Origin of the sequence: Micromonospora parastrephiae (assembly GCF_016802865.1) — a bacterium.
In the GTDB taxonomy this organism is placed as follows: Bacteria; Actinomycetota; Actinomycetes; order Mycobacteriales; family Micromonosporaceae; genus Micromonospora; species Micromonospora parastrephiae.
Window position 1 is genome coordinate 1 of sequence record NZ_JAEVHM010000070.1, and the last position, 26,579, is coordinate 26,579.

Genomic DNA, 26,579 nt, shown 5'->3' on the forward strand with positions numbered 1-26,579 from the left:
ATTTTTCGTCCCATTTGTCGGCAATAACTTCATGATCAACCCCGGGTGCGGGCGAGTGGGTGCGGCCGGGGTCAGGGGGTGGGGACGTCGCGGGATCGGAAGGTGGTCAGGGCCAGGGCCAGGAGGGCGACCGTGATGGCCGTCAGGATGGCCAGTGGGGTGGCGGTCCAGTCGTGACCGAGGACCTGCGGGGTGTGGGTGAACGGGGAGAGATCCAACGCCCACTGGTCGAGTTTCAGCACCGCACCCAGCTGACCGAGCAGCAGGCAAACCGCGAGCACCGCCCAGGCGGCACCGGAGACCCGAGGCAGCCAGCCGACCAGCAGCGCCGCCAGCCCGGACAGCACCCAGACCGCCGGCACCTGAGCCAGTCCGGCACCGAGCAGCCGGGGCACCTCGCCGCCCACGTCACCCACGCTCACGCCGTAGGCCAGACCGGTGGCGAGCCCGGCCACCGCCAGCACGACCACCGGGCCGAGCAGCGCGAAGAGCAGGTGCGCCGCCAGCCAGCGGGTCCGGCTCACCGCCGTGGCCAGCAGGGGTTCGGCGCGGCCGGCGGTCTCCTCCCCGCGCGCCCGCAACGCGGCCTGGATGCCGTACCCGGCGGCTGCCAGCGCGGTCAGGCTCAACGTGCCGCCGAGGTACGCCTCGGCGAGCGCCGAGGTGCCCCCGAAACGGGCCAGGATCTCGGCGACCTGCTGGTTGCCCTTGACCGCGTCGCCGGCCGCGTCCGCCGCGCCGCCCAACACCAGGCCGAGCACCCCGAAGCCGACGGTCCAGCCGAGCAACTGACCCCGGTGCAGCCGCCAGGCCAGGCCGAACGGCCCGGCCAGGCCCGCACCGGCGGTGGCCGGGCCGGGCCGGGGCGGGAACACCCCGGCGCCGAGGTCACGGCGCACCGAGACGGGGTACGCGACGAGCGCGACCACCGCGCTGAACAGCACCGGCAGCAGCAGCACCCACCAGCGCTCGTCGGCGAAGGCCCGCCCCCGTGCCCGCCCAGCCCAGCGGCGAGAGCCAGCTCAGCCACTCCGCGCTCCCGCCGGTGCCACCGGAACTCCCGGCGTCGCCGCCCAGCCGCAGCACGAGCGCCAGCCCGAGCACGCCCAGCCCGATCCCGCGCGCCCCGCCGGCGCTCTCGGTGAGCTGCGCGGCCAGGCCGCCGACCGTGGCGAACACGATGCCGGTGAGCGCCACCCCGGCGCCGAAGAGCAGCGAACCAGCGCCGGGCTGGCCCGCCGCGGCCAGGCCGGCGGCGATGAGCAGACCGAGCAGCACGTTCGCGGCGTACGTCACCAGCAGGGCGGCGGTCAGCCCGGCGTACCGGCCCAGCACCGTGGCGCCGAGCAGCTCCCGGCGACCGGCCTCCTCCTCGGTGCGGGTGTGCCGCACCACCGTGAGCACGCTGACCAGTGCGGCGATCAGGGCCAGCAGACCGGCCCGCTGGACGGTGAGCGCGCCGATGCTGTCGCCGTACACCGGGCCGAGCAGGGCGACGATCGACGGGTTGCTCGCCGTACCGGCCAGGTACGCGGCCCGCTCCGCGGCCGTCGGGTACAGCTCGGCGTACGCGCTGGCGTAGCTGGCCGGCAGCACCGCCAGCAGCAGGATCCAGATCGGCAGCAGCACCCGGTCCCGGCGCAGGATCAGCCGCACCAGCTGCCAAGTGCCGGTGAGAGCGGTCATGACCGCACCTGCTCGCCCTGGTAGTGCCGCAGGAACAGCTCCTCCAACGTCGGAGGCTGGCTGACCAGACTCCGTACGCCGATCTCGGTGAGCCGGCGCAGCGCGGCGTCCAGCGCGGCGTTCTCCACGTCGAAGCGCACCCGCTGCCCGTCCACCCGCAGGTCGTGCACGCCGGTGAGCTGGCCCAGCCCGTCCACCGGGCCGGTCAGCTCGGCCTCGATCGAGGTACGCCGCAGGTGACGCAGCTCGGTCAGGGTGCCGGTCTCCACGTCCCGCCCGTTGCGGATGATCGTCACCCGGTCGCAGAGCGCCTCCACCTCGGCCAGGATGTGGCTGGAGAGCAGCACCGTACGACCGTCGGCCTTCGCCCGGCGGACCCAGTGCTGGAAGACCTCCTCCATGAGGGGGTCCAGGCCGGAGGTCGGCTCGTCCAGGATGAGCAGTTCGGCGTCGGAGGCGAGGGCCGCCACCAGGCCGACCTTCTGCCGGTTGCCCTTGGAGTACGCCCGGCCCTTCTTGCGAGGGTCCAGCTCGAAGGAGTCGAGCAGCTCCGCTCGGCGGGCCGGGTCGAGGCCGCCGCGCATCCGGCCGAGCAGGTCGATGACCTCGCCGCCGGAGAGGTTGGGCCAGAGCGTGACGTCACCCGGCACGTACGCCAGCCGGCGGTGCAGGGCCACCGCGTCGCGCCACGGGTCGCCACCGAGGAGGCGCAGCGTCCCCGCGTCCGTGCGCAGCAGGCCGAGCAGCGCCCGGATGGCGGTCGACTTGCCGGCACCGTTCGGGCCGAGGAAGCCGTGCACCTCGCCGGCGCGGACGGTCAGGTCCAGCCCGTCGAGCGCCCGGGTCCGGCCGAAGGTCTTGACCAGGCCCGACACCGAAATGGGAGTTTCCATATATCGGAAGCTACACTCGTTTCACAAAGTTGTGAAGACTGTGAGATCCGGGGCACCATCGTGGCCACGCGAGCAGGCAGGAGGGATCGTCATGGCAGCCGCCGACAGCCACGACCCGGTGCACCTATTCGTCGAGCGGATGGCACTGACCTTCGCCGAGGTCGGGTTCCCGCGGATGGCCGCCCGGGTGCTGTTCACCGTCATGAGCGCGGACGACCCGCTGACCGCCGCCGAGATCGGCGAGCGGCTCGGTGTGAGCGCGGCAGCGGTCAGCGGCGCGGTCCGCTACCTCACCCAGTTCGGCACGCTGATCCGCGAGCCGGTCCCCCGCTCCCGGCGGGACCGCTACCGGATGCCGGACAACCCCTGGTACGAGGCCACCATCACCAAGACCGCGCTCTACAAGACGTTCATCGACGTGGCCGAGGACGGCGTGGCCGCGCTCAACGGCCCGGAGACGCCGGCCGGCGAACGGGTGGCCGAGATGCGGGACTTCTTCATCTTCGTCCAGGAGGAAATCGACTCGCTGGGCGAGCGGTGGCGGCTCCGCCGTGCCGCCAACGGCCACGTCCGACCCGGCGAGTGAGCACCACCCCCGTCAGGAGGTGGTGCCCCAGCGGGCCTGTTCGATCAGCTCCACCGCCCGGGACCGGGCCTCCGGCTCGTCCGAGCGGAGCAGGGTCGTCGCCTCGTCGACCGCGTCGGTGAGACGCCGCCACTGCGTGTCACGCTCCCGGACCAGGTCCGACTGGGCGGCCAACTGCCGGGTCTTCACCCACAGCTCGACGAAGACCGACACCTTGGCCCGCAGCACCCACGGGTCGAACGGCTTGGTCAGGTAGTCCACCGCGCCCACCTGGTAACCCCGGAGCGCGAGCTGGGCGTCCCGGTCGGCGGCGGTGAGGAAGATGATCGGCACGTGCCGGGTCCGCTCCCGGCGCTTGATGTGGCTGGCCGTCTCGAAGCCGTCCATGTCCGGCATCTGCGCGTCCAGCAGGATCACCGCGAAGTCGTCCACCAGCAACTGCTTGAGGGCCGCCTCGCCGCTCTCCACCGCCACCGACTGGACCGGGAGCCCTGGAGGATCGCCTCCAGGGCCATCAGGTTCTCCCGCCGGTCGTCCACGAGCAGCGCCTTGGCCATCTGGGTCACGCCGTCGCCGCGGTGCACGAGTGCGGTGGTCCCGCCGGTCAGCTGCACGGGCTGTGCCGTGCCTGGCAGGCCAAGAAGCCCGAACAGCGGGAAAAGGCCCTGAAGACGCCGGCCTTCCAACAGCTGGTGACCGCTGCGGGCGGCGCGGACCAGGTCGGGGCGTACTGCCAACGGCTGGCGCCCGAGCCGACGTCGAAGTCGCCAACGTCGAAGTCGTCGCCGACGTCGAAGTCGAAGCCGACGCCGGAGCCGCCCGGCTCGGCGAAAACCAGGCCGTCGCACCCGACGATGGGCCACCCCACCCGGGACTGACCGCCGGGTTCGTTCCGCCCTGCGTCGGGGAAATTCGTCTGTTAGACAGAGATTGGAGGCGTCGTGGACGCCTCCCGACGGTGTCGGTGGGCGGGTTTACGGTGGCACCGTGTCCCGAGCCGGCACACGGAGAGGGGGCCCGACCGATGGTGACGTCACCCGACCTGGACCGCAGCGCGATTCTGCGCGAGTCCGCCGCCGCAGTCCGACATCTCGCCCGGATCTGCTTCAAGACCGGTCCACCCACGCGCACGGGCGTCGAACTGGAATGGACCGTGCACGACGCCGCCGATCCCGCCCGACCCGTCGACCCGACGCGGCTGCGGGCGGCGCTGGGGCGGCACAGCCCCGTCACCCTGGACGCGACCAGCTCGGCCGAGCCGCTGCGACACGGCGGAACGGTGACGTTGGAGCCGGGTGGCCAGCTCGAGATCTCCACCCCGCCGCGCTCCTCGACCACCGCGTTGATCGAGGCCACCGAGGCCGACATCGCCCAGGTCACCGACCTGCTGGCCGCCGCCGGTCTGATCCTCGGCCGCAGCGGCATCGACCCGCACCGACGGCCCGCCCGGTGTTGGAAACTCCCCGCTACCGCGCCATGCGCGGCGCCTTCGACCGGCGCGGTCCGGCCGGCGACATGATGTACAGCACCGCCGGGCTTCAGATCTGCCTCGACGCCGGCGAACCGGACCAGGTCGCCGCGCGGTGGGCCGCGGCCCACGCGGTCGGCCCGCCGCTGCTCGCGGCGTTCGCATCCGCCACCCGGCACGCCGGGCGGCGCACCGGCTGGGCCTCCGCCCGGATGGCGGCGTGGCTGGCCATCGACCCGGCGCGTACCCGCCCGGTCTGGACAGCCGGAAACGCCCACGAGGACCCGACCGACACCTGGATCCGGTACGTGCTCGCCGCGCCGCTGCTCTGCCTGCGCCGGCACGGCCCGGACTGGGCCGCCCCGCCCGGCGTGACCTTCGCCGACTGGCTCGACGGCGCGTTGCCGCACCCACCCACCACCGAAGACCTCGACTACCACGTCAGCACGCTCTTCCCGCCGGTGCGTCCCCGCGGCTATCTGGAGCTGCGTTACCTGGACGCCCAGCCCGGCGGGGACTGGCGGCTTCCGCTGGCGGTGCTGACCGCCCTGTTCGCCGACGCGGGCACGGTGCGTGCGGCGTACACGATCGCGGCGCCGGTGGCGCACCGCTGGTCCGCGGCCGCCCGGCACGGGCTTGCCGACGCGGCGCTGGGCGCCGCCGCGACCGGGCTGCTCGACCTGGCCATGAGCGGGCTGCCCCGGCTGGGCCTGCCGGCCGACACCCACGACGACATCGCACGAGGCGTTCGGCGGCGGCTGGCCGCCGCGGAGAGGGGATACCGGTGACCGCGAGTACGACGACGGGACACACCGACGGGGAGCGGCTGCGCGGCCGGATCGCGGCGGAGCTGGCGCGGGCCCGATCCCGTACCGCGCTGCTGACCGAGGTGGTCGACGACGCCGACCTGATGCGCCAGCACTCGCCGCTGATGTCGCCGCTCGTGTGGGACCTGGCGCACGTCGGCAACCAGGAGGAGCTCTGGCTGGTTCGTGACGTGGGGGGCCGCGAGCCGGTCCGGTGCGACATCGACGAGCTGTACGACGCGTTCAAGCAGCCCCGCCGCGACCGTCCCACGCTGCCCCTGCTGCCACCCGCGGAGGCCCGCGCCTACCTGGGCACCGTCCGGGACAAGGTGCACGACCTGCTCGACACGGTGCGGTTCACCGAGCGTGCGCTGGTCGCCGAAGGGTTCGCGTTCGGCATGATCGTTCAGCACGAGCAGCAGCATGACGAGACGATGCTCGCCACCCACCAACTGCGAGCGGGGTCGGCGGTGCTGCACGCCCCGGCGCCGCCCGAGCCGTCCGCCACCGTCGGCGGGGAGGTGCTGGTGCCGGCCGGCGCGTTCACCATGGGCACCGACACCGACCCGTGGGCTCTGGACAACGAACGTCCCGCGCACCGCGTCGACCTGCCCGCGTACGTCATCGACGCCGCACCGGTCACCAACGGGCAGTACGAGGCGTTCATCGCCGACGGCGGCTACACCGACCCGCGCTGGTGGAGCCCGGCCGGCTGGGCGCACCGGGTCCAGGAGCGGCTGGACGCCCCGATGCACTGGCAGCGGGATGGCGACGGCTGGTCGTATCGGCGTTTCGGCCGGTGGGGCCGGGTCCGCGCGGACGAGCCGGTGGTGCACGTGTGCTTCTACGAGGCGCAGGCGTACGCGGCGTGGGCCGGCAAGCGACTGCCGACCGAGGCGGAGTGGGAGAAGGCGGCCCGGTGGGACCCGGCGACCGGTCGCTCCCGCCGCTACCCGTGGGGCGACGAGGACCCGACCGAGGCGCACGCCAACCTCGATCAACGCCACCTGCGGCCGGCCCCGGTGGGCGCGTACCCGGCCGGCGCCTCACCGTTGGGCGTGCACCAGCTCATCGGTGACGTCTGGGAGTGGACGTCGACCACCTTCCGGGGGCATCCCGGTTTCACCGCCTTCCCCTACCGGGAATACTCCGAGGTCTTCTTCGGCGACGACTATCGGGTGCTGCGTGGCGGCTCGTTCGGCACGGACCGGTCGGCCTGCCGGGGCACCTTCCGCAACTGGGACTATCCGATCCGCCGGCAGATCTTCAGCGGTTTCCGGTGCGCCCGCGACGCCGGCCCGGACGAGTCGCACCGGTGACCCGACGCGCGGCGGGTGGGGGCCGCTGATGTGTCGTCACCTGGCCTACCTGGGGCCGCCGGTCACCCTGGCCGAGCTGCTGTTCGACCCGACGCACTCGCTGGTGCGCCAGTCGTGGGCGCGCGCGACATGCGCGGCGGCGGCACGATCAACGCCGACGGTTTCGGCGTGGGCTGGTATCCGGGCGGCGGCGACCCGGTGCGCTACCGGCGGGCCCAGCCGATCTGGAGCGATCCGACGATCGCGGACCTCGCGGCGGTGACCCGCTCCGGCGCGGTTCTCGCCGCGGTCCGTTCGGCCACCGTCGGGATGGCGGTGCTCGACGGGGCCGCCGCGCCGTTCGCGGAGGGCCGCTGGCTGTTCAGCCACAACGGTGTGATCCGTGGCTGGCCGGACGCCGTGGTACCGCTCGCCGCCGTGCTGCCGGTGCGTGACCTGCTGACCCTGGACGCCGCCACCGACTCGGCGCTGCTCTGGGCGCTGGTGCGGCATCGACTGCGTGCCGGCGACGACCCGGCGGAGGCGGTCGCCCGAACGGTGGCCGACGTGGCCGCGGCGGCGCCGGGGTCGCGGTTGAACCTGCTGCTCACCGACGGTCGGCGGGTGGTGGCCAGCGTGGTGGGGCACGCGCTGTCGGTGCGCGCCGCGCGGGGCTCGGTGCTGCTCGCCTCCGAGCCGCACGACGACGACCCGGGATGGCGGTCGGTGCCCGAGGGGCACCTGGTCACCGGCACCGCGAGCGAGGTGCGGGTATGCCCACTGCCGACCCGGTGAGCGGCACCGGTCGGGCCACGCGAGTGTTGACTGAGCAGAGAGGCAGGGCCGATGACGGCGGAACCGTTGGAGATCTACCTTGAGCAGCAGGACCTGGAGCGCGGCCTGCGTCAGGACGTCCGGGCCGGGTTGAGCGCCGAGGCGAAGTGGCTGCCGCCGAAGTGGTTCTACGACTCCCGGGGCAGCGAGCTGTTCGAGGAGATCACCCGCCTGCCCGAGTACTACCCGACGCGCGCCGAGCGGGCGGTGCTGGCGGAGCACGCCCCCGACGTCGCGGCGCTGACCGGCGCCAAGACTCTGATCGAGCTGGGTTCCGGTTCGTCGGAGAAGACCCGGTTGCTGTTGGACGCGTTCACCCGCCGGGGTGGGCTGGGCACGTTCGTCCCGCTCGACGTGTCGGTCAGCGCGTTGCTGGGGTCCACCGCGCAGATCGCGGCCGACTATCCGGGCCTGCGGGTGCGGGGCATCGTGGGGGACTTCACCCGGCAGCTCGACCGGTTGCCGACCGGCGGCCGACGGTTGGTGGTGTTCCTCGGTGGCACGATCGGCAATCTGCTGCCGGCCGAGCGGGCCGAGTTCCTGAGCGCCATGCGCGCCGCGTTGGAGGTCGGCGACTGGCTGCTGCTCGGCACCGATCTGGTGAAGGACCCGTCGGTGATCGTGCCCGCGTACGACGACGCGGCCGGTGTGACGGCCGAGTTCAACCGCAACGTGCTGCGCGTGATCAACCGGGAGTTGGGCGCCGACTTCGACCCGGCGGCGTTCGAACACGTCGCCCTCTGGGACTCCGATCACGAGTGGATCGAGATGCGGTTGCGCGCCACGCGGCCGATGAGCGTACGGGTGCTGGACCTGACCGTGGAGTTCGCGGCGGGGGAGGAGCTGCGTACCGAGGTCTCGGCGAAGTTCCGGCCGGCGGGGATCGCCGCGGAGCTGGGCGCGGCGGGCTTCACCGCGACGGAGTTCTGGACCGACCCGGACGGCCTGTTCGGGGTCACGCTGGCGCGGGCCCGATGAGCCTGTCCACCCGCCCCGACCGGCGCCGGGGGTGATCCGATAGGCTGGTCGCGCGAAGGGGAGTAGCCCCCAATGTCGTGGTCGACATACTGGTGCGTTCCGCATCCGGCCACGCGGCCCCGGTCTCCGGGGCGGGCGAGACCTTCGACTCAGGCTGTAGCAGCCGGGTCGAGGGCGCCCCTGTACCTCCTCCCGGTGTGAAAACGGGAAGGATGTCATGGAGGGATTTCTCGCCGCGCTGGTGGTCAGCTTCGGCGTCATCTTCGTCGCCGAACTGGGGGACAAGTCCCAGTTGATGGCGCTGACCTTCGCCACGCGGTTCAAGCCGATCCCGGTGTTGATCGGCATCACCGTCGCCACGGCGGTGGTGCACCTGGCGTCGGTCGCCATCGGCGCGGGTCTCGGGGCGGTGCTGCCCACCGAGTGGATCTCCCTGGTGGCCGGTGTGGCGTTCCTCGGCTTCGGTGCGTGGACCCTGCGGGGGGACAAGCTCACCGAGGAGGAGAAGCGGAAGGCGGAGAAGACGAGCAAGACCGCGATCGTGGCGGTCTCGGTGGCGTTCTTCCTGGCCGAGTTGGGCGACAAGACGATGCTCGCCACGATCACCCTGGCCACCAAGTACGGCTGGTTCGGCACCTGGCTCGGCTCCACGATCGGCATGGTGGCGGCGGACGCCCTCGCGATCCTGGTCGGCCGGATGCTCGGCCGTCGACTGCCGGAGAAGACCATCAGGTACGTGGCCGCGATCCTCTTCGCCATCTCCGGTCTCTGGCTGATCCTGGAGGCGGTGAAGGAGCTGACCTGAGCGCCGACTAGCCGCCCCGAGGGTGGGTAACGGCCCGGGGTGGAGCCGGCGGAGCTGCTGCGCCACGGCGACGAGGTGCTGGTCGCCGTGGTGGAGGTCGCCGGCGCTGTGGTGATCTTCGTGGGTGCCGTCTGGGCGGCGGTGCGGTTCGTGGTCGAGGGGCTGCGGCACCGCACCGCCGCTGTCTTCACCCCGATCCGGCTCGCCCTGGGCCGGTTTCTGACCCTCGGTCTGGAGTTCCAGTTGGCGGCCGACGTGCTGCGGACCGCGGTGTCGCCGTCGTTCACCCAGATCGGCCAGCTGGCCGCCATCGCCACGATCCGGACGGCGCTGAACTACTTCCTGGGTCGGGAGATCCGTCAGGAGCAGCGGCAGGTGGCCGAGGGCGAGCGCCGGTCGTGATGAGCGCGCTGGCCCTGGCGGTCACCGCGTTGGCCCTCGTCACCGGTGTGGTGATCGTGCTGAGCACCGGGGCGCCCCGGACCGCCATCCGGGTGCTCCTGGACCTGCTGATCGCGGCCGGTCTGCTCCGGCTGGTCGGCAATCCGGGCTGGAACGGTCTGGCCGGCGCGGCGGCGATCATCGCGCTGCGCCAGCTGCTCTGGGCGGCGCTGGGTGTCGCACCGCCGTGGCCGCGTCGACAATCCCGGCCGCCCTGCGGCGGGGACGATCACCACCTACCGTTGGCGGTGAGAGGCGGGACCGGCGACAGCGGGAGGACGACCACATGAGCAGGCACGACGAACCGAACGAGTACGGCTTCGCCGGCGGTGCCACCGCTCCCGAGCCGCAGCCCGGCGGGAAGCCCGACGAGCGGGACCTGGCCGAGGAGGTGGCGGTGCCCGGTGACGACCTCACCGAGCCGGCGGCCGAGGCGCTGTCCGAGGAGACCGAGGAGCGCCGGCCCGCCGACCGCCGGCGCTGATGCCGATCGCCCGGGGAGTCGTGCGGACGACCGCCGGGTACGCAGGCGGTCAGCCGCGGGTTCTGCGCTGGTAGACGTCCGGCACGCCGTCGCCGTCGGCGTCCAACCGTTCCCGGTCGGCCACCCGGCGGTAGACGGCGTTGCGGCGTAGCAGCACGACGGCGGCCATCCCGGCGGAGATCACCGAGCCGGCCAGCACGGCGGTCTTCACCCGGTCGTCGGCCACACTGCCGGCGCCGAACGCCAGGTCACCGATGAGCAGCGACACGGTGAATCCGACACCGGCGAGCAGCGCGATGCCGAGCAGGTCGGCCCACCTGATGTCCTCGTCGAGTTCGGCGCGGGTGAACCGGGCCAGCAGGTAGGTCGACCCGAAGATGCCGACGCTCTTGCCGAGGACCAGGCCGGCGACGACGGCGATCACCACCGGGTCGGTCAGCAGGGCGCCCACGTCGGTGCCGCGCAGCGTGACGCCGGCCGCGAACAGGGCGAAGACCGGCACCGCGAAGCCGGCGGACACCGGCCGCCACCGGTGTTCCAGGTGCGCGGCGAGGCCACCGGCGTCCGCGTCGGTGCCGGCGGTGGCCGGTCCTGCCACGGTCGTCGCGGCGACGTCGCACGGCGGCGGGCCAGTACCGGCACGGTGAAGCCGAGCAGGACGCCGGCCACCGTGGCGTGCACACCGGAGGCGTGCACCAGCGCCCAGGCGCCCAGCGCGAGGGGTGTCAGCGCCCACCACCAGGTACGCCCGCGCCGCACCAGCAGCGCGAAGAGCCCGATCGGCGCCAGCGCGGCGAGCAGCGGGACGGGATGGAAGTCGGCGGTGTAGAAGACCGCGATGATGGTGATCGCGAACAGGTCGTCGACCACGGCGAGGGTGAGCAGGAAGGCCCGCAGGCCCTGGGGCAGGTGTGAGCTGACCACCGCGAGCACGGCCAGCGCGAAGGCGATGTCGGTGGCGGTCGGGATCGCCCAGCCGCGTAGCCCCTCTCCGCCCCCGGCCGACACGACCGCCACGTAGATCAGCGCGGGCAGCAGCATTCCGCCGAGGGCGGCGACCACCGGGAGGGCGGCACGTCGCGGGTCGCGGAGTTCACCGACGACGAACTCCCGCTTGAGTTCGAGCCCGACCACGAAGAAGAAGATGGCCAGCAGGCCGTCCGCGGCCCAGGTGGCCACGGACAGGTCGAGATGCCAGCGCGTCCCGCCGGGCCAGGGCACCCAGTCGCCGAGGCGGAGGTACGAGTCGGCCCAGGGGGAGTTCGCCCAGATCAGCGCGATCACGGCGCCGAGCAGGAGCAGTGCGCCACCGACCGTCTCGGTACGCAGCACGTCGGCCAGGTGCCGCGCCTCCGGCCAGGACGATCGGGAGAACAGCCGGAACCGGTCGGCGGGTGGGGTGCGGTCGGCCATGTGCGCGGTTCACCTCGGCTGTCGGGACGGCAGGAATCCATTCGCCGACCAGACTTCCCGGCACACCGATGTCGACCCTATCCGGGCTCACGCGTCGCGGCGATCGCAGGGCCGATCGACCGCCGCTGACCCGGTTGTCGAGTTTTCCGCGATGTCGCCGCTGCCGAATGGCCTTCTGCCGGGTTGGTCATGCGGGGTGCACATGGCACCACGGAAAATACATAACTCCGGACATAAGCCGTATGAGCGGCTTTAATAGTTTCACGAGTTTAAGACGACCTTGGGGGTTTTCGTGAAGTTCTTTGGCGTAACCGGACCGGCACGGAGGCGCGCCTGATGGACCTGCTCCGCCAATTGCGGCACGTACGTCGGCACTGGTGGCTCGTGCTCGTCACGGTCATGGTCGCTCTGGGTCTCTCGGCGTTTCTGACCGTACGGGCACAGCCCCGGTACGTCGCCTCGGTGACGTTCTTCGTCACCACCCCCAACCAGGGCGTCACCGACGCCTACCAGGGTGGGCTCTTCCTCCAGCAGCGCGTCAAGTCGTACGCCGACCTGCTCACCAGCGACCGGCTGGCGCAGAGCGTGGTGGCCGAGACGCCGGTCGGGCTCACCGCGGACGAGGTGCAGCGCCGGGTGAGCACCTCCAGCGAGGCTGGCACCGTCCTGCTCCGCGCGTCGATCACCGACACCGACCAGACGCGGGCGCTGCGGGTGACCGAAACCCTCGCCGCGAAGTTCGTCGACCTCGTCCAGAAGGTCGAGACGCCGCCCGAGGGCAAGGCCCCGATCAAGATCGAGGTGGTCAGCGGCCCACGGGTCAGCTCCAGTCCCGTCTCACCCCAGCCGGTGCGGAACCTCACCCTCGGCGGGCTGATCGGCCTGGTGCTCGGCGTCGGCCTGGCGATCCTGCGGGGCGTGGCCGACATCCGGCTGCGCGACGCCGCCGGCCTGCAACGGGCCACCGGCAGCCCGCTGCTCGGTGAGATCCCGTTCGAGAGCAGTGCCCGTACCGCGCCGCTGATCGTCGGAGACGCCGCGACCTCGGCGCGCGCCGAGGCGGTCCGCAAGCTGCGAACCAACCTGCGCTTCGTGGACGTGCACGAGCCGGCCCGGGTCATCGCCGTGACCAGCGCCCTGCAGGGCGAGGGCAAGACCACGCTCTCCTGCAACCTGGCCATCGCCCTCGCCGAGGCCGGCTGGCGGGTGCTGCTCGTCGACGCGGACCTGCGCCGACCCAAGGTCGACGAGTACCTGGGCCTGGACGCCGGCGTTGGCCTGACCGACGTGCTGGTCGGTGACGTGCAGGTCGGCGACGTGGTGCAGCGCTGGGGCGACAAGTCCCTGCTGGTGCTGCCCAGCGGCTCGGCCCCGCCGAACCCCAGCGAGCTGCTCGGCTCCAAGGCGATGGCGGATCTGCTGCTCGCCCTTCGCGAGTCGGCGGACATCGTGATCATCGACACGGCGCCGCTGCTCGCGGTGACCGACGGCGTGGTGGTGGCCGTTCAGGCCGACGGCGCGCTGCTGGTGAGCCAGCAGGGCCGCACCTCGCGTGCCCAGGTGGCCGCGGCGGCCCGCTCGCTGCACTCGGTCTCGGTGCGGCTGCTGGGCTGCGTGCTGAACATGGCCAAGGTGGCCAAGGCCGAGGCGTACCAGTACGAGGCCTACCGGGTGGTCACGTCGACGGCCACACCGTCGGTGCCGACCGACCGGGCCACCGCTGCCAAGCACAGCGAGAGCAACGGGGTCAACGGCCTCAGCGACCGCACCCAGGAACTCACCCGGCTGCCCCGATGAGCGCGGCGAGGGGTCGCAGCGATCGTTCGATCTCCTCAGCGCACCGTCGGAAGTCGGCGGCGGTGCCGCCGATCGGGTCTCGTAGGTCATCCGCGTCGGGGGCGGCGGGTTGCAGCCGCCCCCGGGCGCGGGCGGCGGCGGCGATCGCGGCCCCCAGCGGGTCGTCGGCCGGCTCGGTGTCCGGCTCGGCCGCCGCGGTCAGCCGGCCGAACTGGAGCATGGTGAACGTGCGGTGCAGCGCCGCCGGTGCCAGCGCGGTGCAGACCGAGCGCTGGCGCCGGGTCGCGGTCAGCACCAGCGTCGCCTCGGCCAGGTACTCGGGGCGCAGCGTCCGGCTGCGGAAATCCGCCGGGTCCGCGCCGCTCTCGGCCGCGACCTGCATGGCGTACGGGTGCATGGTCAGCCCGTCCATCGCGTCGGTACCGGCGCTGGCCACGGTCACCGGCTGGTCGGCGAGCAGTCGGCGGGCCAGGTACTCGGCCATCGGCGATCGGCACAGGTTGGCGTGGCAGACGAACAGCACGCGGTCGGCCATCGGTGTCCCTTCCGTCGGTGCGGACACGGACGAGAGCACCGCGAGGGCGGTGCGTCGACGCCGGTGGCCGCGCGGTGAGGGGTTGTCGGCATCGTACGCGGGCCCGGTGCCCGTCGGCCGCGGTGCCGCGCCGACCGGAGCCGATCCGCGCTGGACGGTGGTGCCCCGGTGAAGATCGGCATCCTGTCGTACCACTTCCCGCCCGAACCGGCGTTCATCCCGGGCAGCCTCGCCGAGGCGCTCGCCGCCCGCGGGCACGAGGTCCGGGTGCTCACCGGCTTTCCGGACTATCCCGGCGGGCATGTCTACCCTGGCTGGCGCCAGCGCTGGCATCACGAGACCCACAGTGAACGGCTGACCGTCCGGCGGGTGCCGAGGTACACGGGCGCCGGCGCGTCCACCGGCGTCCGGATGGCCAGCTACCTGTCCTTCGCCGCCAGCGCGACGATGATCGCGCGCCGGGTGCTCGGCGACGTCGACGCGCTCTACGTCTTCCAACTGCCGGCCACCACGTTCGCCGCGGCCGGGGTGCTGCGGCTGCTCGGTCGGGTGCCGGCGGTGCTGCACGTGCAGGACGTCTGGGCGCGAGACGGCGCGCCGAGGCGGGCGACGGGCGGTGGGCGACGCGGATGGCCGCGGCGATGACCCGGATCTACCGGTCCGCCGCGCGGGTGGCGGTGGCCGCGCCGTCCATGCGGGACCTGGTGGTCGCCGCCGGCGCCGACCCCGCCCGGGTGCGGGTGGTGCTGAACTGGACCGACGAGCGGATTTTCCACCCGGCGACGCCGGACGGGGCGGCCCGTCAGCTGGTCCGCCGCGACGGACGGTGCGTGGTGATGCACGCCGGCACCATAGGCGCCCGGCAGGGGTTGGAGACGGCGGTACGGGCGGCCGCGGCTCTGGACCGGACGATGGATCTGGTCCTGGTCGGCTCGGGTGCCGAGGAGCGGCGGGTGCGGGGGCTCGCCGCCGAGCTGGGCGCGGAGAACGTCCGCTTCGTGGAGCGGCGCTCGCCTGTCGACATGCCGCAGTTGTACGCCGCCGCCGACTATCAGCTGGTCATGCTGCGTGATCTGCCGGAGCTGCGGGGCATGGTGCCCGGCAAGCTGCAGGCAGCGCTCTCCTGCGCATCGCCGGTGGTGGCCTCGGCCGGGGGTGACACCGCCGAGCTGGTCGAACGAGCCCGGGCGGGCCTGTCCTGCCCGCCCGAGGACTGGGCGGCGCTGGCCGACCGGTTCTGGTTGGCCGCGACCATCCCCGGTCCGGCACGCGTCGAGATGGGCCGCCGGGGCCGCGAGGCGTACCTGCGGGAGATGTCGTTGCCGGCCGGGGTCGACCGGATCGAGCGGCTGCTGCACGAGGCGGCCGGCCGCGTCGAGGAGCTTGCAGCCGCACGAATGAACCTCGCGTAAGCGCCGAGAAACGCCATAACGGCACGAGACGGCGCAATGCGTGCTAAGAACGGTCAGGGAAATCGGACCTTCTGTCCGGTTCCGGAAATGGGGAGTGTGGTGTGACGGAGAGCGAACGGCCGCACCGGCGGCGCAGCCGGTCCCGGCGCCGCCGACGCGCGCGACTGCGACGGGCGCTCCTCGGTGCCCTGGTGGTCGGGTCGCTGTTGCTGACGACCGGGGGCTGGATCGGCTTCCGGGGTTGGCAGGCGCGCTCCCACCTGCTCAACGCCGCCGGACTGGCGCGGGAGTTGAGTGCCCAGGTGGTCGGCGGGGACACCGACCGTGCCCTGCGGACACTCGCCGCCCTACAGGAGCAGGCCGGCGCGGCCCGTGCCGCGACCGACGACCCGGGCTGGGCGCTCGGTCGCCGTACCCCGATCGCGGGAGACGACCTCGACGCGGTCCGGCAGATCGCGGTCGCCATCGACGAGCTGGCCCGGCAGGCGTTCCCGACCCTGCTCCGGACGGACCTGACCAGCCTGGTGCCGACCAATGGTCGGCTGGATCTGGCCCGGCTGACCTCGGTCTCCGCCGAGCTGTCCGGAGTGAACGAGGCGGTGCAGCGCACCCGCCGCGACCTGGCCCTGGTGCCCGCCGGCCGGCTGGTCAAGCAGATCCGCCAGGCGCTGACCGACCTGCGCGGCGAAATCGACCGTCTGGCCAGCCTCACCACGGCCGCCGACCAGGGCGCTCGGCTGCTGCCGCCGCTGCTCGGCGCGAACGGGCCGCGACGGTATCTGCTGGTCTCGCAGAACCTCGCCGAGCTGCGTGCCACCGGCGGCATGTTCGGCGCGTACGCGATGATCGAGACCGCGAACGGCAAGGTCCAGATGGGCCTACAGGGCAGCAGCGCGTCCCTCGGCCGGTTCACGCCGGCGTTGAAGCTGCCGGCCGAGACCCGGGCGCTCTGGACCGACCTGCCCGGCATCTATCCCGCCGACGTCAATCTGACCCCGCACTTCCCGACCGCCGCCGCGCTGTACCGGGAGATGTTCCGGCGCAAGACCGGCACCACCGTCGACGGCGTGCTCGCCGTCGACCCGGTGGTGCTGTCGTATCTGCTCAAGGCGACCGGGCCGGTGCTGGTGCACGGTGGCGTGCCGCTGGCCAGTGAGAAGGTCGTGCAGACCCTGCTCAATGACAGCTACCAGCGCCTGGACATCAAGGAGCAGGACGAGTTCTTCGCCGCGTCGGCCGCCTCGGTCTTCGACGCCTTCTTCAAGAAGAATGTCAACCCGCGGGTGTTGTTGTCCGCATTTGACCGTGCTATCACCGAACGCCGGATATTGTTCTGGAGTGCCCGACCTGAAGAACAGCGGACATTCGGCGCCAGCCGCATGGCCGGGACGCTTCCGGAACAGGACACCGTGCCGACCGTCGGCGTGTTCCTCAACGACGGCAGCGGCGCGAAGCTCGGCTACTACCTGCGGCCGACGGCGAACCTGACGGTGGGCGAATGCCGCCCCGACGGTCGCCGCGAGCTCCGGCTGCGGGTGACCCTGCGCTCGACGGCGCCGAAGTCCGGACTCAGTGAGTCCGTCCTCGGCCTCGGCCTGGCCGGTGATCCGTACACCGCACGCACGTTGGTGTCGATCTTCAGTCCGGCGGGAGGCGCCGTGCTCGAGGCCCGGCTCGACGGGGTCGAAACGGCACTTGGCAGCGGCACGGAACGCCGCCGACAGGTGGCGACGGCCAGCGTCGACGTCGGCCCCGGCGCCGAAAGGGCGCTGGAGGTCACCGTGCTGACGGCCAAGACCGGCGTCGGACAGGCCGAGCTGTGGCTGACCCCCACCGCCAGCCCTTGGACCACCCAAGTTCATTCCGCACCAAGCTGTGACCAGTAGGAGGGAACCAATCATGCGGCTATCCCGCATCATCATGGCGCTCACGGTCGGCCTGGCCGTGGTGGCCGTGCCGACGGCAGCGGGGGCGGCACAGCCGCAGCCGGCGCCAAGCGCGACCGCGACCACCGACCCGCCCCAGCCGCCGCCGTACCCGCCGGCCGCCGCGTCGTTGACCGTCAACCGGCCGACGATCTTCCTCGGCGAGACGGTCGTGCTGACCGGCACGGGCTTCGGTCCGAACGAGACCGTCGACATCTCGGTGACGGTGACCCCGCTGGCCGCCCCGGCGGCCGGTCAGGCGCCGGCGCGTCGCAGCGACGGCACCACCGTCGCCATGGCGCCGGTGGCGTACCAGGCGAGCGCGCCGCTGAACTTCACGGCGTTCACCGACGCCCAGGGCCGCTTCACCAGGAGCTACACGCCGTCGGTGACGGGTCTGCTGACCTTCACCGCCACCGGCCGGGAATCCGGCCGGACCGCCACCGCCGAGCTGCGGGTGCTGCCCAAGAGGCAGCCGCTGCCGGTCACGGGCGACAGCCTCGGCACGCCCATGAAGCTGGGCGGCGGCCTGGTCGGCGCTGGCGCGATCATGCTGCTGCTGACCCTGGCCTGGCGTCGTCGTCAGCGCTTCGGCGGGGCTGCGCACTGATCGGCACCACCGGGCAGTGCCCGGATCTCACCTGAGGCTGGCGCCCGTCGGACATGATCCGACGGGCGCCAGCCCGTCCTGTGTCAGCCCGATGCCGTTGCTGGCCGCGCGACGCTACCAGGGTCGCACCGCCTGGGCGTTTTGTGCCGCCTTGGGGGTCTGTGTTGTGACCGGTCACACCGGTGCGGCGGAATGGTGGCCGGGCGGGGGTCGTTACACCCCGGACGAGCGCAGGACCACGGCCTCTGGCTCCACGGTCCGCCCCCGGGAATGGCCCCCGGCCCGCGGTCGTTACACACGGTCCGCGCCACGAGCCCCCCGGCTCGTAGGTCACGGCCCCAAAACTTTCCTCAGTATGTGCGGCGCCGGACGAGGTGCTCACACCCGCACCGCCGACACCGTCGGTGGCGGGTGTCCTTACCCCCGAAGGAGCTACCCCCATGAACACGATCATGCGTAAGAGCGTGCTGTCCGTTGCCGGTCTGGCGTTCGCCGGTGGCGTGTTCGCCGGTCCGGTCGCCCACGCCGTCAATCCCGTCACCGACGCCACGCCGGTGGCGGTCGTGCAGGCCGACAAGCCGGACGCCAGCAAGCTGATCCCGCACGGCACCCAGGGCGATCAGTCGCGCATCACCCTGAGCGACGAGCAGACCGCCAACGCCAAGGCGATCATCGCGGCGACGAAGAAGGCCGGCCTGCCCGAGCGGGCCGCGGTGATCTCGATCGCGACGAGCCTGCAGGAGTCGAAGCTGGAGAACCTCGGCCACCTGGGCGATGCCAACGACCACGACTCGTTGGGCCTGTTCCAGCAGCGCCCGAGCTCGGGTTGGGGTACGCCGGAGCAGATCACCGACCCGGAGTACGCGACGACCGCGTTCCTCAAGGGCCTCAACCAGGTTGACGGTTGGCAGGACATGCCGCTGACCGACGCCGCGCAGACGGTGCAGGTGTCGGCCTACCCGGACGCCTACGCCCAGTGGGAGCAGCAGGCCGCCGATCTCGTGGCTCAGTACTGGAACAGCTGACCGCAGCAGCACGGCGATGGCCGGCATCCCGAACTCCGGGGTGTCGGCCATCGGCGTACCCAGGGGTTGTCAGTTCTTGCGGAGGATGTCGATCAGCGCGGCGACCAGCGCGAGCGCGATGATCCCGGTGGCCAGCACGAGTGACTTCTCGAAGGCCGTGGTCCAGTTGCCGCGGCTGTCGGCCAGGCTGGAGAAGAACATCGAGCCGACGGCGGCGATGCCCGCCGCGGCGCCGATCCGCTGACCGGTCTGGAGCATGCCCGCGCCACTGCCCGCCTGGGGCACGGGCACCTGCGCCAGGGTGAGTGTCTGGTTGGGGGCGATCACCAGTCCGCTACCGATACCGGCGATGAGCAGGGGACCGGCGGTGACCCAGGGCGCCGGCGCGTCCGGCGCGAGGCGAAGCGCGACCACCGTCGTGGCCAGGCCGATCACCACGGCGAGCAGTCCGATGCCGACCAGCGGTCGACCGAAGCGGTTGACGATCCGTCCGCCCAACGCGGAGGCGGCGGCCGAGCCGAGGGCGAACGGCGTGATGGCCAGGCCGGCGACGAGTGCGCTGTAGCCGAGACCGTTCTGCAGGTACAGGGTGAAGATGAAGAAGATCGCGGTGAAGCCGCCGAAGTAGATCAGCGCGATGAGCGACCCCAGGGTGTACGACTGGAAGCCGAACAACCGCAGGTCGAACAGGGGTTCGTGGTGGCGTCCGTACGACCGTTCCCAGAGCCCGAACGCGACCAGCACCGCCAGGCCGGCCGGGATGAGCGTCCACTTCCACGGGGTCTGCCACTGCTGCTCCTGGACCAGCGGCAGCAGGATCAGCACCACGCCCACGCCGAGCAGCAGCACGCCGACGGGGTCGAGCCGCCGTCGGTCCGGCCTGCCCTGGGGGCGGCCCGGCAGCAGCCGCCAGCCGAGGATCACCGCGAGGATGCCGACCGGCACGTTGACGAAGAAGACCCACCGCCAGCCGTGTTCCACGCCGCCGACGGCGATGAGCAGTCCGCCGAGCAGGGGTCCGACGGCGGTGGAGATACCGATGGTGGCGCCGAGCAGCCCGAACGGGCGGGCGCGTTCCGGCCCACGGAACAGCTCCTGGATCAGCCCGATCACCTGCGGATTCACCACGCCGGCCGCGGCACCCTGAAGCAGCCGGGCGGCGACCAGCAACGTCGGGGAGGTGGCCAGTCCGGCGAGCGCGCTGGTCAGTGTGAACAGTGCGATGCCGAAGACGAACGCGTTGCGTCGACCACGGGCGTCGCCGAAGCGACCGGCGGGCACGAGCGCCAGGCCGAAGGTGAGCGCGTACCCGGAGAGGACCCACTGCAGGTCGCTCGGCGACGCGTGCAGCGCCCGGTCGATGGACGGCACCGCGACGTTGACGATGCTCACGTCGAGCAGCGTCATGAACGCGGCGACCAGCCCGACGCCGACGGCCTGCCAGCGTCGGCGGTTCTCCGCGGCGTCAATCGGCTGTGGCGCCGCGCTCATCGTGCCCCCCGGTGACCGGCGATCATCCATTCCTGGTCGCTACCCTGGTCGTCGGGGGGCGAATCGTCGCGAGTGGTTCCGCGGGTCACGCCATCTGTCGGGCGCAGAACCGGGGGCCGAAGTCGAGGCCGGCCATCGGCGAGTCCTCGCGGTGCAGCAGGCCCTTCTCGGTGAGCTGGTGCAGCGGGGCGTGCACCTGTTCCTCGGTCAGGCCGGCCTCTTCGCCGATCAGGTCCGGGTACGGCACCTGGCCGCGTTGCTCAAGGGTGGTGACCGCCTGGTACACCCGTTGCTCGACCTCCGACAGCTGCACCTGCTGCATGATCTCCTCCTTCGTTCGTCCGCCTCCGCGGCGGACGTTTGCGCAGCGTCGGGTACCCCCTGGGTGAGCGAAGATGCCCACCCGATCGGGCGGTCGAGGTGGTGTCGTGGCCGATCCGCGCGGCAGGTGGTGCCCTAGGCTGCAACCGTGATCATCTGGGATCTCATCGTCGTCGGCGCCGGCCTGGCCGGGCTCTCCGCAGCCCACGCCGCCGCCCACGCCGGCGTTCGCACCCTTGTTGTCGAGCGGGCCGCGCACCCGCGCTACAAGACGTGCGGTGGTGGCCTGATCGGCACCTCGCTGGCCGCGGTGCGGGACCGGATCGAGGTTCCCGCGCACGACCGGGTGGACCGGGTGACGTTCACCCGGGACGGCCGCCGGGAGTTCACCCGGCGGCACGGCAGCCCGGTGGTGACCATGGTGCGCCGGGAGGAGTTCGACGACCGGCTGCGCGCGGCGGCGGTTGCCGCCGGCGCGCAGATGCGGGAGCGGGTCGCGGTCCGCGCGATCGAACAGGATCCTGAGCAGGTACGCCTGCGACTGGCCGACGGTACGACGCTCGCCGCCCGCTCGGTGATCGGCGCGGACGGGTCGTCCGGGGTGACCGCCCGGCACGTCGGGGTGCGGTACCGGCAGGTGGATCTTGGCCTGGAACTGGAGGTGCCGGTGCCGCCCGCGGAGCAGGAGCGGTGGCGGGGGCGGCTGTTGCTGGATTGGGGGCGCATGCCCGGCTCCTACGCGTGGGTCTTCCCGAAGGGTGAGCGGTTGACGGTCGGGGTGATCGCGGCCCGGGGCGCGGGGGAGGGGACCCGGGAGTACCTGCGGCAGTTCGTCGACCGGTTGGGGCTGACCGGGCTGCCGGCGGAGCACGACTCGGGCCATCTGACCCGCTGCCGCGAGGAGGACTCCCCGTTGCGCGACGGTCGGGTGCTGGTGGCCGGGGACGCGGCGGGTCTGCTGGAGCCGTGGAGCCGGGAGGGCATCAGCTTCGCCTTGCGGTCCGGGGAGTTGGCCGGTGCGGCGGTCGCCGCCGGTGATCTGGGCGGGTACGAGCGGGCGGTGGCCGAGCGCCTGGTGCCGGAGATGCGGGCGGGGTTCCGGCTGCTCGACGTGTTCACCCGCCGCCCGGAGGTGTTCCACGCCCTGCTGGCGACGCCGCCGGGCTGGCGCATGTTCGTCCAGTTCTGCCAGGGGCGGGCGAGCTTCGCCGAGATGCTGGAACGCCGGCCGATCCGGGCCGCGCTCGCGATGCTGGACCGGGTGCCCGACCGGCGGCCGTCCCCTGTTCACCCAGGATCCTAGGACGGCTTACCGGGTGTGTGCGTCCCCACCCGGGTGGACCGGTGGCCGGATAATGGCAGGTGAGCCGCAGGAGGTGCCGATGGCCGAGCAGCCGTTCACCGATGACGAGTACGCGTTTCTACGCCACGTCCGGTTCGGGGAGTTGCCGCCCGCGGTCCGGCCCGACGACCGGGTCGAGCTGACCGAGGCCGAAGCACGAGGTGACCGGCCCGAGCCGTTCGACGACCCGGTGCACTGGAACCTGCGCCACGCCGGCTGAGAACGCGCGACGCCGCGGGTGTCGCCACCCACGGCCCGCCCCTCCTGTCGTGCCGCGATCAAAAGACCGGCACGCCCTCGCGTACCAGCCGCCAGTTGGGCTGGAAGAAGTCGGCCGGGTCGATCGTCGCCTTGGCCTGCGCCCAGTCGATGAGCAGCTGGCGAATCTCCTGCTGCGCGTTGTAGACCTGGGTCTTCACGATGCCGGGGAAGTTGCCGCCGCCGCTGCGCCGGTAGTTGTTCACCGCCACCACGAACTGCGCGTTGTCCGCGACCGGCGTCTCGGTGCCGGGCAGCACCAGGCGGGTGATCCGCTGGCCCACCGGCCGGGAGATGTCGATGTCGTAGTCCAGTCCGGAGAAGACGTCGTAGTTGTAGTCCGGCACGGCCGGGTCGCTGATCTGCTCCGGGTCCACCGGCGCGCCCGGCGCGAGGGTGCGGAAGTACTTCGCCGAGTACTCCAGGTACGCGCGCACCTCGGCACCGCTGAGCACGACCGCCTCAAGGGTGTTGTCGTACACGTAGAGCCCGGCCACATCGCGGATCTTGACGTCGCCGGCGGGGAACACCGCCGTGCGGCTGAACGGCGCCGCGATCGACAGCACCGGCAGGTCGGCGTACGCGGTGCCGGCCAGCGCCGCGTCGACCACCTCGGTCTGCACGTGGTTGATGAAGTCCAGGATCGGCGTGTCCTTGTACCGCGACTCCGTCGCCGAGAGCTCCACCGTGGACCGGGCGACCACCTGGTTGACGTACGCCACGGTCTTCTGGTGCTGCGCCCGGACGGCGGCGAGCACCTTCGGGTCCTCGACGACCGTGTTGGTGTTCAGCATGCTGGCGGCCTTCTTGGTGATGGTCCAACGGCCGCGCTCACGGGTGAGGGTGAAGTCCATCCGGGTGAGCCGCTGCCCCCACTTGGACGGTTCGGAGAGCAGCACCTGCGCCCCGGTGCGCTCGTTGGTGACGAACCGCTCGACCACCTCGTTGTGCGCGTGACCGAACAGGATCGCGTCGATGCCCGGCACCTGCTGCGCGATCAGCGCCACCGGGTTCTCGTTCGGCAGCTCCGGGCCGTAGCTGGAGGTGCCGCTGTCACCGCCGTGCGCGGAGATCAGCACCAGGTCCGCGCCGCGGGCGCGCATGATCGGCACCCACTTCGCCGCGGTGGCGACCATGTCGTCGAAGCGCAGCTTGCCCTCGACGTTGCCCTTGTCCCAGATGGCCACGCCGGGGTTGGTCAGGCCGAGGATGCCGACCCGCAGGGTCGGCGCGGCGAAACCGAGGGAGACCTTCTTGATGACGTACGGCTGGAAGGCCGGCTTGCCGGTCCTCGCGTTGACCGCGTTCGCGGCGAGCGCCGGGAAGCCGAGCTGACGGATCCACAGGTCCAGCAGCGGCAGGCCGTAGTTGAACTCGTGGTTGCCCAGCGTCACCGCGTCGTAGTCGATGACGTTCATGGCACGGGCCATCGGGTGCTTCTCGCCGGTGGCGGTGATCGGCTCCTGCTTGGCGTAGTAGGTGGCCAGCGGGGTGCCCTGGATGGTGTCGCCCGCGTCGAGCACCAGCGTCGCCCTGCCCCGCCGCTCGGCGCGGATCTGGTTGATCAGGGTGGCCAGCTTCGCGACTCCGATGTCGTTGTGCTTGCTGTCGTCGTACTCGGCGTCGCGGTAGTAGTCCCAGTTGTAGACGTTGCCGTGTGTGTCCGACGTGCCCAGGAGGGTGAGGTCCCAGGTGCGTGACCGGGCCGCGCCGGCCGCCTGCGCGGGAGCGGCGGCGATCAGCGGGGCTCGCCGCCGCGGCCGCGGCGGCGAGCACCTGGCGACGCGACGGGCCGGAGGGAGAGGTCATGACATGCCTTTCCATGGGGGTGGACGCGCCTTGTGGGCGCCTCGCGCACCATAACCACCGCTGGTCACCCCCGCCACGCCAGCCCCGATGGTGGTGTCGGTTTCCGCAGGCCGGCGCAGGGTAGGGCGGTGTGGGACGAATGTCGCGGGGGAGGGAACCCGCGCGGTGCGAGGAGATGTCGGTGAGTGAAGACCAGCACACCCAGCAGGACCCGACCAGCCAGTACGGCCAGCAGTCCGGGCAGCCCGGTCAGCAGCAGGCGCCGCCCGGCTCGACGGAGGAGATGACCCCGAAGCCGGACCACGGGGAGGACACGTACCGGGGCAGCGGCAAGCTCGACGGCAAACGGGCGCTGATCACCGGCGGTGACTCGGGGATCGGCCGGGCCATCGCGATCGCGTTCGCCCGGGAGGGCGCCGACGTGGTCATCTCCTACCTGAGCGAGGAGGAGGACGCCGACGCGCGGGAGACCATCCGGCTGGTCGAGGACGCCGGTCGGCGGGGTGTCGCGGTACGCGGCGACATCACCGACGAGGCGCACTGCCAGGAGCTGGTCGACCGTACGGTGCGCGACCTGGGCGGCATCGACATCCTGGTCAACAACGCGGCGTACCAGATGTCGCAGGACAAGGGGATCCTCGGCATCTCCACCGAGCAGTTCGACCGGGTGCTCAAGACCAACCTGTACGCGATGTTCTGGCTGTGCAAGGCCACCATTCCGCATTTGGCCGAGGGTTCGGCGATCATCAACACGGCGTCGATCCAGGCGTTCGACCCGTCGCCGCAGCTCCTCGACTACGCCACCACCAAGGCGGGGATCGCCAACTTCACCAAGGCCCTCGCCGCCGACCTCGCCGAGCAGGGCATCCGGGTCAACGCGGTGGCACCCGGTCCGGTCTGGACGCCGTTGATTCCGGCGACCATGCCGAAGGAGAAGGTGGAGCAGTTCGGCACCGACACCCCGGAGGGTCGCCCCGGTCAGCCGGCGGAGCTGCTCCCGCGTACGTCTTCTTCGCCTCGCAGGAGTCGAGCTACGTCACCGGCGAGATCCTGGGGGTCACGGGCGGTCGACCGACCAAGTGAACCTGGCGCCGGGCGGGCGGTCCTCGCATCGCCCGCCCGGTCGTGCGGCCCGGTTTCGTCGGTCAGCGCGGCCAGTCCGCGAAGCGCTGCCGGACCTGGGCGACGTCGGCGGCGCCCAGGCCGTACCGGCCGAAGCGCTGCTCGGACAGCCGATCCAGGTACCGGCCGGCGGCCCGCACGTCCTCCGGGTCCAGCGCCGGGTCGACCTGCCGGGCCAGCACCAGCAGTTCGGTGACGTCGTAGTGTTCGAGGGCCGCCGCCACGTCGATGAAGTCGCGGACCTCCCGCCGGTTCACCAGGGCGGCGATCTTGTTGGCCACCAGGTCACGGACGTCCATCACCGGGCCGAGGTCCATCACCACCGGGCTCTGCTGCCGATCCAGCCGAGCCAGGCTGAGCCGGATCTGCCGACCGTCGCGGCTCACCACGAAGTCCTTCATGTCCCGGTCGTACCCGTCGAACAGTTCGGCGAGGTCGCTGTCCGGGTCGGCGTCGGTGACGGTGAACCCGGCGCGCTCCAGCGCCACCCGCACCCCGGTGGAGGCCGCCGCGGCGGCGCCCTCCACGTCGGCGAAGAGGTCGACGTCCTCCGTCGGGCGGGCCACCAGTCCGTGCGCGGCCCAGGCCACGCCGCCGCCCAACACGAAGCGGTACGGGCCCGCGGCGGCCAGCGCCACCCGGGCCACCTTTCGGTAGAACTCGTGCAGATGTGGCGCGATCACGCCGCCCGCAGGCCGCGGTGGCGGCTCTCCCACGCCAGGCGTACGCCCCGGGGCAGGTTGAGCGACCGCCACACCCGGCGCAGCGTCCGCCCGTTGATGAGGACGCGCAGGTCCTCGGGGCGGGTGGTCTCCCGCAGCACGTTCTCGTACATCCAGAGCAGCTGGTCGGGGTCGGCGAGGTCGAAGGTGCGTTCGGCGTTCCACATCAACCGCACCGGCAGCTCCACCACCCCCCGGGTGGGGCCGGCCAGCTCGGCGAGCGTCCGCGCCACCACGGCGGGGCGACCCGGGCGGGCCAGGAAGGCCACGCCGGTCGCGGTGAGGGAGACGGCCTGCATGGTGTCAGGGTAACGCCCGGCGGTCCCGGTGTCGCTCAGGACGATCCCATGCGGCCTCCGCCCCGCTGTCGTGTTCATGATCGACTCGACATCGCCGATATCGGCGTTTCAACCCGCGGCGGTTTCAAGCGGTTGTTGCAACTAGGTGTTTGTTGAGTACCTCGGCTGGATTGTGCCAGTCGAGGGTTTGGCGTGGTCGTCCGTTGAGTTCTCGGGCGA

The 26,579-nt window shown here is 72.1% G+C and carries 23 protein-coding genes and 6 pseudogenes; 17 read left to right on the plus strand and 12 right to left on the minus strand.

Features of this window, described 5'->3' with window-relative positions; translation table 11 throughout:
• Nucleotides 1-71: 71 nt before the first annotated feature.
• From JNW91_RS32365 to JNW91_RS15975, 3 genes are read right to left on the minus strand one after another with little or no spacing between them, the layout of a single operon-like run.
• Nucleotides 72-959 (minus strand): hypothetical protein, encoded by an 888-nt coding sequence (locus JNW91_RS32365; RefSeq protein ID WP_238425089.1) that lies wholly within the window; start codon nucleotides 957-959, stop codon nucleotides 72-74.
• A complete protein-coding gene (locus JNW91_RS32370) occupies nucleotides 889-1,686 on the minus strand; it encodes a hypothetical protein (protein WP_238425090.1) in 798 nt (265 codons plus the stop codon). Before JNW91_RS32370 ends, JNW91_RS32365 begins: the two co-directional genes overlap by 71 nt.
• Nucleotides 1,683-2,579: an ABC transporter ATP-binding protein gene (locus tag JNW91_RS15975; RefSeq protein WP_203176086.1), complete on the minus strand. Its 897-nt coding sequence runs from the start codon at nucleotides 2,577-2,579 to the stop codon at nucleotides 1,683-1,685. Before JNW91_RS15975 ends, JNW91_RS32370 begins: the two co-directional genes overlap by 4 nt.
• A 91-nt stretch (nucleotides 2,580-2,670) precedes the next feature.
• Between JNW91_RS15975 and JNW91_RS15980 the strand changes: the two genes are divergently transcribed.
• Nucleotides 2,671-3,165 carry a GbsR/MarR family transcriptional regulator gene (locus JNW91_RS15980; protein WP_203176088.1) on the plus strand — a complete coding sequence of 165 codons (495 nt, stop codon included), beginning with the start codon at nucleotides 2,671-2,673 and terminating at the stop codon, nucleotides 3,163-3,165.
• Nucleotides 3,166-3,177: 12 nt separating this feature from the next.
• Here the strand turns inward: JNW91_RS15980 and JNW91_RS15985 are convergent.
• A pseudogene (locus tag JNW91_RS15985) lies at nucleotides 3,178-3,731 on the minus strand (response regulator).
• Between the two features lie 38 nt (nucleotides 3,732-3,769).
• A complete protein-coding gene (locus tag JNW91_RS15990; RefSeq protein WP_203176089.1) occupies nucleotides 3,770-4,033 on the minus strand; it encodes a hypothetical protein in 264 nt (87 codons plus the stop codon).
• Nucleotides 4,034-4,189: 156 nt separating this feature from the next.
• Here JNW91_RS15990 and egtA point away from each other — a divergent pair.
• The 8 genes and pseudogenes from egtA (at nucleotide 4,190) to JNW91_RS16030 (ending at nucleotide 10,279) form a co-directional block, all read left to right on the plus strand.
• Nucleotides 4,190-5,421, plus strand: a pseudogene (gene egtA, locus JNW91_RS15995) (ergothioneine biosynthesis glutamate--cysteine ligase EgtA).
• Nucleotides 5,418-6,758, plus strand: a complete 1,341-nt coding sequence (gene egtB / locus JNW91_RS16000; protein WP_203176090.1) for an ergothioneine biosynthesis protein EgtB — start codon at nucleotides 5,418-5,420, stop codon at nucleotides 6,756-6,758. Before egtA ends, egtB begins: the two are co-directional and overlap by 4 nt.
• Before the next feature lie 28 nt (nucleotides 6,759-6,786).
• Nucleotides 6,787-7,532 (plus strand): annotated as a pseudogene (gene egtC / locus JNW91_RS16005) (ergothioneine biosynthesis protein EgtC).
• Between the two features lie 51 nt (nucleotides 7,533-7,583).
• Nucleotides 7,584-8,549 carry an L-histidine N(alpha)-methyltransferase gene (egtD, locus tag JNW91_RS16010; RefSeq protein ID WP_203176091.1) on the plus strand — a complete coding sequence of 322 codons (966 nt, stop codon included), beginning with the start codon at nucleotides 7,584-7,586 and terminating at the stop codon, nucleotides 8,547-8,549.
• A gap of 217 nt (nucleotides 8,550-8,766) precedes the next feature.
• A complete protein-coding gene (locus tag JNW91_RS16015; RefSeq protein WP_203176092.1) occupies nucleotides 8,767-9,354 on the plus strand; it encodes a TMEM165/GDT1 family protein in 588 nt (195 codons plus the stop codon).
• 39 nt (nucleotides 9,355-9,393) lie between these two features.
• Nucleotides 9,394-9,756: a DUF1622 domain-containing protein gene (locus tag JNW91_RS16020; RefSeq protein WP_203176093.1), complete on the plus strand. Its 363-nt coding sequence runs from the start codon at nucleotides 9,394-9,396 to the stop codon at nucleotides 9,754-9,756.
• Complete coding sequence (locus tag JNW91_RS16025) at nucleotides 9,756-10,085, plus strand: hypothetical protein (protein WP_203176094.1); 330 nt, start codon at nucleotides 9,756-9,758, stop codon at nucleotides 10,083-10,085. The genes JNW91_RS16020 and JNW91_RS16025 overlap by 1 nt, the downstream gene beginning before the upstream one ends.
• Nucleotides 10,082-10,279: a hypothetical protein gene (locus JNW91_RS16030; protein WP_203176095.1), complete on the plus strand. Its 198-nt coding sequence runs from the start codon at nucleotides 10,082-10,084 to the stop codon at nucleotides 10,277-10,279. Before JNW91_RS16025 ends, JNW91_RS16030 begins: the two co-directional genes overlap by 4 nt.
• Nucleotides 10,280-10,328: 49 nt before the next feature.
• Here the strand turns inward: JNW91_RS16030 and nhaA are convergent.
• Nucleotides 10,329-11,692: pseudogene (gene nhaA / locus JNW91_RS16035) on the minus strand (Na+/H+ antiporter NhaA).
• Between the two features lie 336 nt (nucleotides 11,693-12,028).
• On the opposite strand from nhaA, the gene JNW91_RS16040 reads away from it, so the two are divergent.
• A complete protein-coding gene (locus JNW91_RS16040) occupies nucleotides 12,029-13,489 on the plus strand; it encodes a polysaccharide biosynthesis tyrosine autokinase (protein WP_203176103.1) in 1,461 nt (486 codons plus the stop codon).
• Here the strand turns inward: JNW91_RS16040 and JNW91_RS16045 are convergent.
• Nucleotides 13,470-14,024 carry an arsenate reductase/protein-tyrosine-phosphatase family protein gene (locus tag JNW91_RS16045; protein ID WP_203176105.1) on the minus strand — a complete coding sequence of 185 codons (555 nt, stop codon included), beginning with the start codon at nucleotides 14,022-14,024 and terminating at the stop codon, nucleotides 13,470-13,472. The genes JNW91_RS16040 and JNW91_RS16045 overlap by 20 nt on opposite strands.
• A gap of 168 nt (nucleotides 14,025-14,192) precedes the next feature.
• Here JNW91_RS16045 and JNW91_RS16050 point away from each other — a divergent pair.
• The 4 genes and pseudogenes from JNW91_RS16050 to JNW91_RS16065 all read left to right on the plus strand — a co-directional run bounded on the left by JNW91_RS16050 (nucleotide 14,193) and on the right by JNW91_RS16065 (nucleotide 18,996).
• A pseudogene (locus JNW91_RS16050) lies at nucleotides 14,193-15,436 on the plus strand (glycosyltransferase family 4 protein).
• A gap of 101 nt (nucleotides 15,437-15,537) precedes the next feature.
• Nucleotides 15,538-17,322 carry a DUF4012 domain-containing protein gene (locus JNW91_RS16055; protein ID WP_203176106.1) on the plus strand — a complete coding sequence of 595 codons (1,785 nt, stop codon included), beginning with the start codon at nucleotides 15,538-15,540 and terminating at the stop codon, nucleotides 17,320-17,322.
• A gap of 13 nt (nucleotides 17,323-17,335) precedes the next feature.
• Nucleotides 17,336-17,971 (plus strand): hypothetical protein, encoded by a 636-nt coding sequence (locus JNW91_RS16060; RefSeq protein ID WP_203176108.1) that lies wholly within the window; start codon nucleotides 17,336-17,338, stop codon nucleotides 17,969-17,971.
• A gap of 440 nt (nucleotides 17,972-18,411) precedes the next feature.
• The gene (locus JNW91_RS16065; protein WP_203176110.1) at nucleotides 18,412-18,996 is read left to right on the plus strand and encodes a hypothetical protein; all 585 of its coding nucleotides are present in this window, start codon (nucleotides 18,412-18,414) and stop codon (nucleotides 18,994-18,996) included.
• A gap of 69 nt (nucleotides 18,997-19,065) precedes the next feature.
• Here JNW91_RS16065 and JNW91_RS16070 read toward each other — a convergent pair whose 3' ends face one another.
• Complete coding sequence (locus JNW91_RS16070; RefSeq protein ID WP_203176112.1) at nucleotides 19,066-20,517, minus strand: MFS transporter; 1,452 nt, start codon at nucleotides 20,515-20,517, stop codon at nucleotides 19,066-19,068.
• A 55-nt stretch (nucleotides 20,518-20,572) separates the two neighbouring features.
• Nucleotides 20,573-20,809: a hypothetical protein gene (locus JNW91_RS16075; protein ID WP_203176114.1), complete on the minus strand. Its 237-nt coding sequence runs from the start codon at nucleotides 20,807-20,809 to the stop codon at nucleotides 20,573-20,575.
• 147 nt (nucleotides 20,810-20,956) lie between these two features.
• Here JNW91_RS16075 and JNW91_RS16080 point away from each other — a divergent pair, with 147 nt between their 5' ends.
• Together JNW91_RS16080 and JNW91_RS16085 are read left to right on the plus strand one after the other, a co-directional pair.
• Nucleotides 20,957-22,111: a geranylgeranyl reductase family protein gene (locus JNW91_RS16080; protein ID WP_203176115.1), complete on the plus strand. Its 1,155-nt coding sequence runs from the start codon at nucleotides 20,957-20,959 to the stop codon at nucleotides 22,109-22,111.
• A gap of 52 nt (nucleotides 22,112-22,163) precedes the next feature.
• Nucleotides 22,164-22,370 carry a hypothetical protein gene (locus JNW91_RS16085; protein ID WP_238425091.1) on the plus strand — a complete coding sequence of 69 codons (207 nt, stop codon included), beginning with the start codon at nucleotides 22,164-22,166 and terminating at the stop codon, nucleotides 22,368-22,370.
• A gap of 58 nt (nucleotides 22,371-22,428) precedes the next feature.
• Here the strand turns inward: JNW91_RS16085 and JNW91_RS16090 are convergent, their stop codons facing one another.
• Nucleotides 22,429-24,150 carry a bifunctional metallophosphatase/5'-nucleotidase gene (locus tag JNW91_RS16090; protein WP_407664328.1) on the minus strand — a complete coding sequence of 574 codons (1,722 nt, stop codon included), beginning with the start codon at nucleotides 24,148-24,150 and terminating at the stop codon, nucleotides 22,429-22,431.
• Between the two features lie 248 nt (nucleotides 24,151-24,398).
• Between JNW91_RS16090 and JNW91_RS16095 the strand changes: the two are divergent.
• Nucleotides 24,399-25,300: pseudogene (locus tag JNW91_RS16095) on the plus strand (SDR family oxidoreductase).
• A 62-nt stretch (nucleotides 25,301-25,362) separates the two neighbouring features.
• On the opposite strand, the gene JNW91_RS16100 reads toward JNW91_RS16095, so the two are convergent.
• Both JNW91_RS16100 and JNW91_RS16105 read right to left on the minus strand, forming a co-directional pair.
• On the minus strand, nucleotides 25,363-26,022 hold the full coding sequence (locus JNW91_RS16100) for a nucleotidyl transferase AbiEii/AbiGii toxin family protein (protein ID WP_309244385.1): 660 nt from the start codon (nucleotides 26,020-26,022) through the stop codon (nucleotides 25,363-25,365).
• On the minus strand, nucleotides 26,019-26,360 hold the full coding sequence (locus tag JNW91_RS16105; RefSeq protein ID WP_203176116.1) for a hypothetical protein: 342 nt from the start codon (nucleotides 26,358-26,360) through the stop codon (nucleotides 26,019-26,021). Before JNW91_RS16105 ends, JNW91_RS16100 begins: the two co-directional genes overlap by 4 nt.
• Nucleotides 26,361-26,579 lie beyond the last annotated feature (219 nt).

What these genes read in the sequence shown, in the direction of transcription:
- JNW91_RS16085 (WP_238425091.1), top strand. Translation starts at nt 22,164, where the DNA reads ATGGCAGGTGAGCCGCAGGAGGTGCCGATGGCCGAGCAGCCGTTCACC.
- JNW91_RS16060 (WP_203176108.1), top strand. Translation starts at nt 17,336, where the DNA reads ATGCGGCTATCCCGCATCATCATGGCGCTCACGGTCGGCCTGGCCGTG.
- JNW91_RS32370 (WP_238425090.1), bottom strand. Translation starts at nt 1,686, where the DNA reads ATGACCGCTCTCACCGGCACTTGGCAGCTGGTGCGGCTGATCCTGCGC.
- JNW91_RS15980 (WP_203176088.1), top strand. Translation starts at nt 2,671, where the DNA reads ATGGCAGCCGCCGACAGCCACGACCCGGTGCACCTATTCGTCGAGCGG.
- JNW91_RS15975 (WP_203176086.1), bottom strand. Translation starts at nt 2,579, where the DNA reads ATGGAAACTCCCATTTCGGTGTCGGGCCTGGTCAAGACCTTCGGCCGG.
- JNW91_RS16070 (WP_203176112.1), bottom strand. Translation starts at nt 20,517, where the DNA reads ATGGATGATCGCCGGTCACCGGGGGGCACGATGAGCGCGGCGCCACAG.
- JNW91_RS16065 (WP_203176110.1), top strand. Translation starts at nt 18,412, where the DNA reads ATGAACACGATCATGCGTAAGAGCGTGCTGTCCGTTGCCGGTCTGGCG.
- JNW91_RS16105 (WP_203176116.1), bottom strand. Translation starts at nt 26,360, where the DNA reads ATGCAGGCCGTCTCCCTCACCGCGACCGGCGTGGCCTTCCTGGCCCGC.
- JNW91_RS16015 (WP_203176092.1), top strand. Translation starts at nt 8,767, where the DNA reads ATGGAGGGATTTCTCGCCGCGCTGGTGGTCAGCTTCGGCGTCATCTTC.
- JNW91_RS16045 (WP_203176105.1), bottom strand. Translation starts at nt 14,024, where the DNA reads ATGGCCGACCGCGTGCTGTTCGTCTGCCACGCCAACCTGTGCCGATCG.
- egtD (WP_203176091.1), top strand. Translation starts at nt 7,584, where the DNA reads ATGACGGCGGAACCGTTGGAGATCTACCTTGAGCAGCAGGACCTGGAG.
- JNW91_RS16030 (WP_203176095.1), top strand. Translation starts at nt 10,082, where the DNA reads ATGAGCAGGCACGACGAACCGAACGAGTACGGCTTCGCCGGCGGTGCC.
- JNW91_RS16040 (WP_203176103.1), top strand. Translation starts at nt 12,029, where the DNA reads ATGGACCTGCTCCGCCAATTGCGGCACGTACGTCGGCACTGGTGGCTC.
- JNW91_RS16025 (WP_203176094.1), top strand. Translation starts at nt 9,756, where the DNA reads ATGAGCGCGCTGGCCCTGGCGGTCACCGCGTTGGCCCTCGTCACCGGT.
- JNW91_RS16075 (WP_203176114.1), bottom strand. Translation starts at nt 20,809, where the DNA reads ATGCAGCAGGTGCAGCTGTCGGAGGTCGAGCAACGGGTGTACCAGGCG.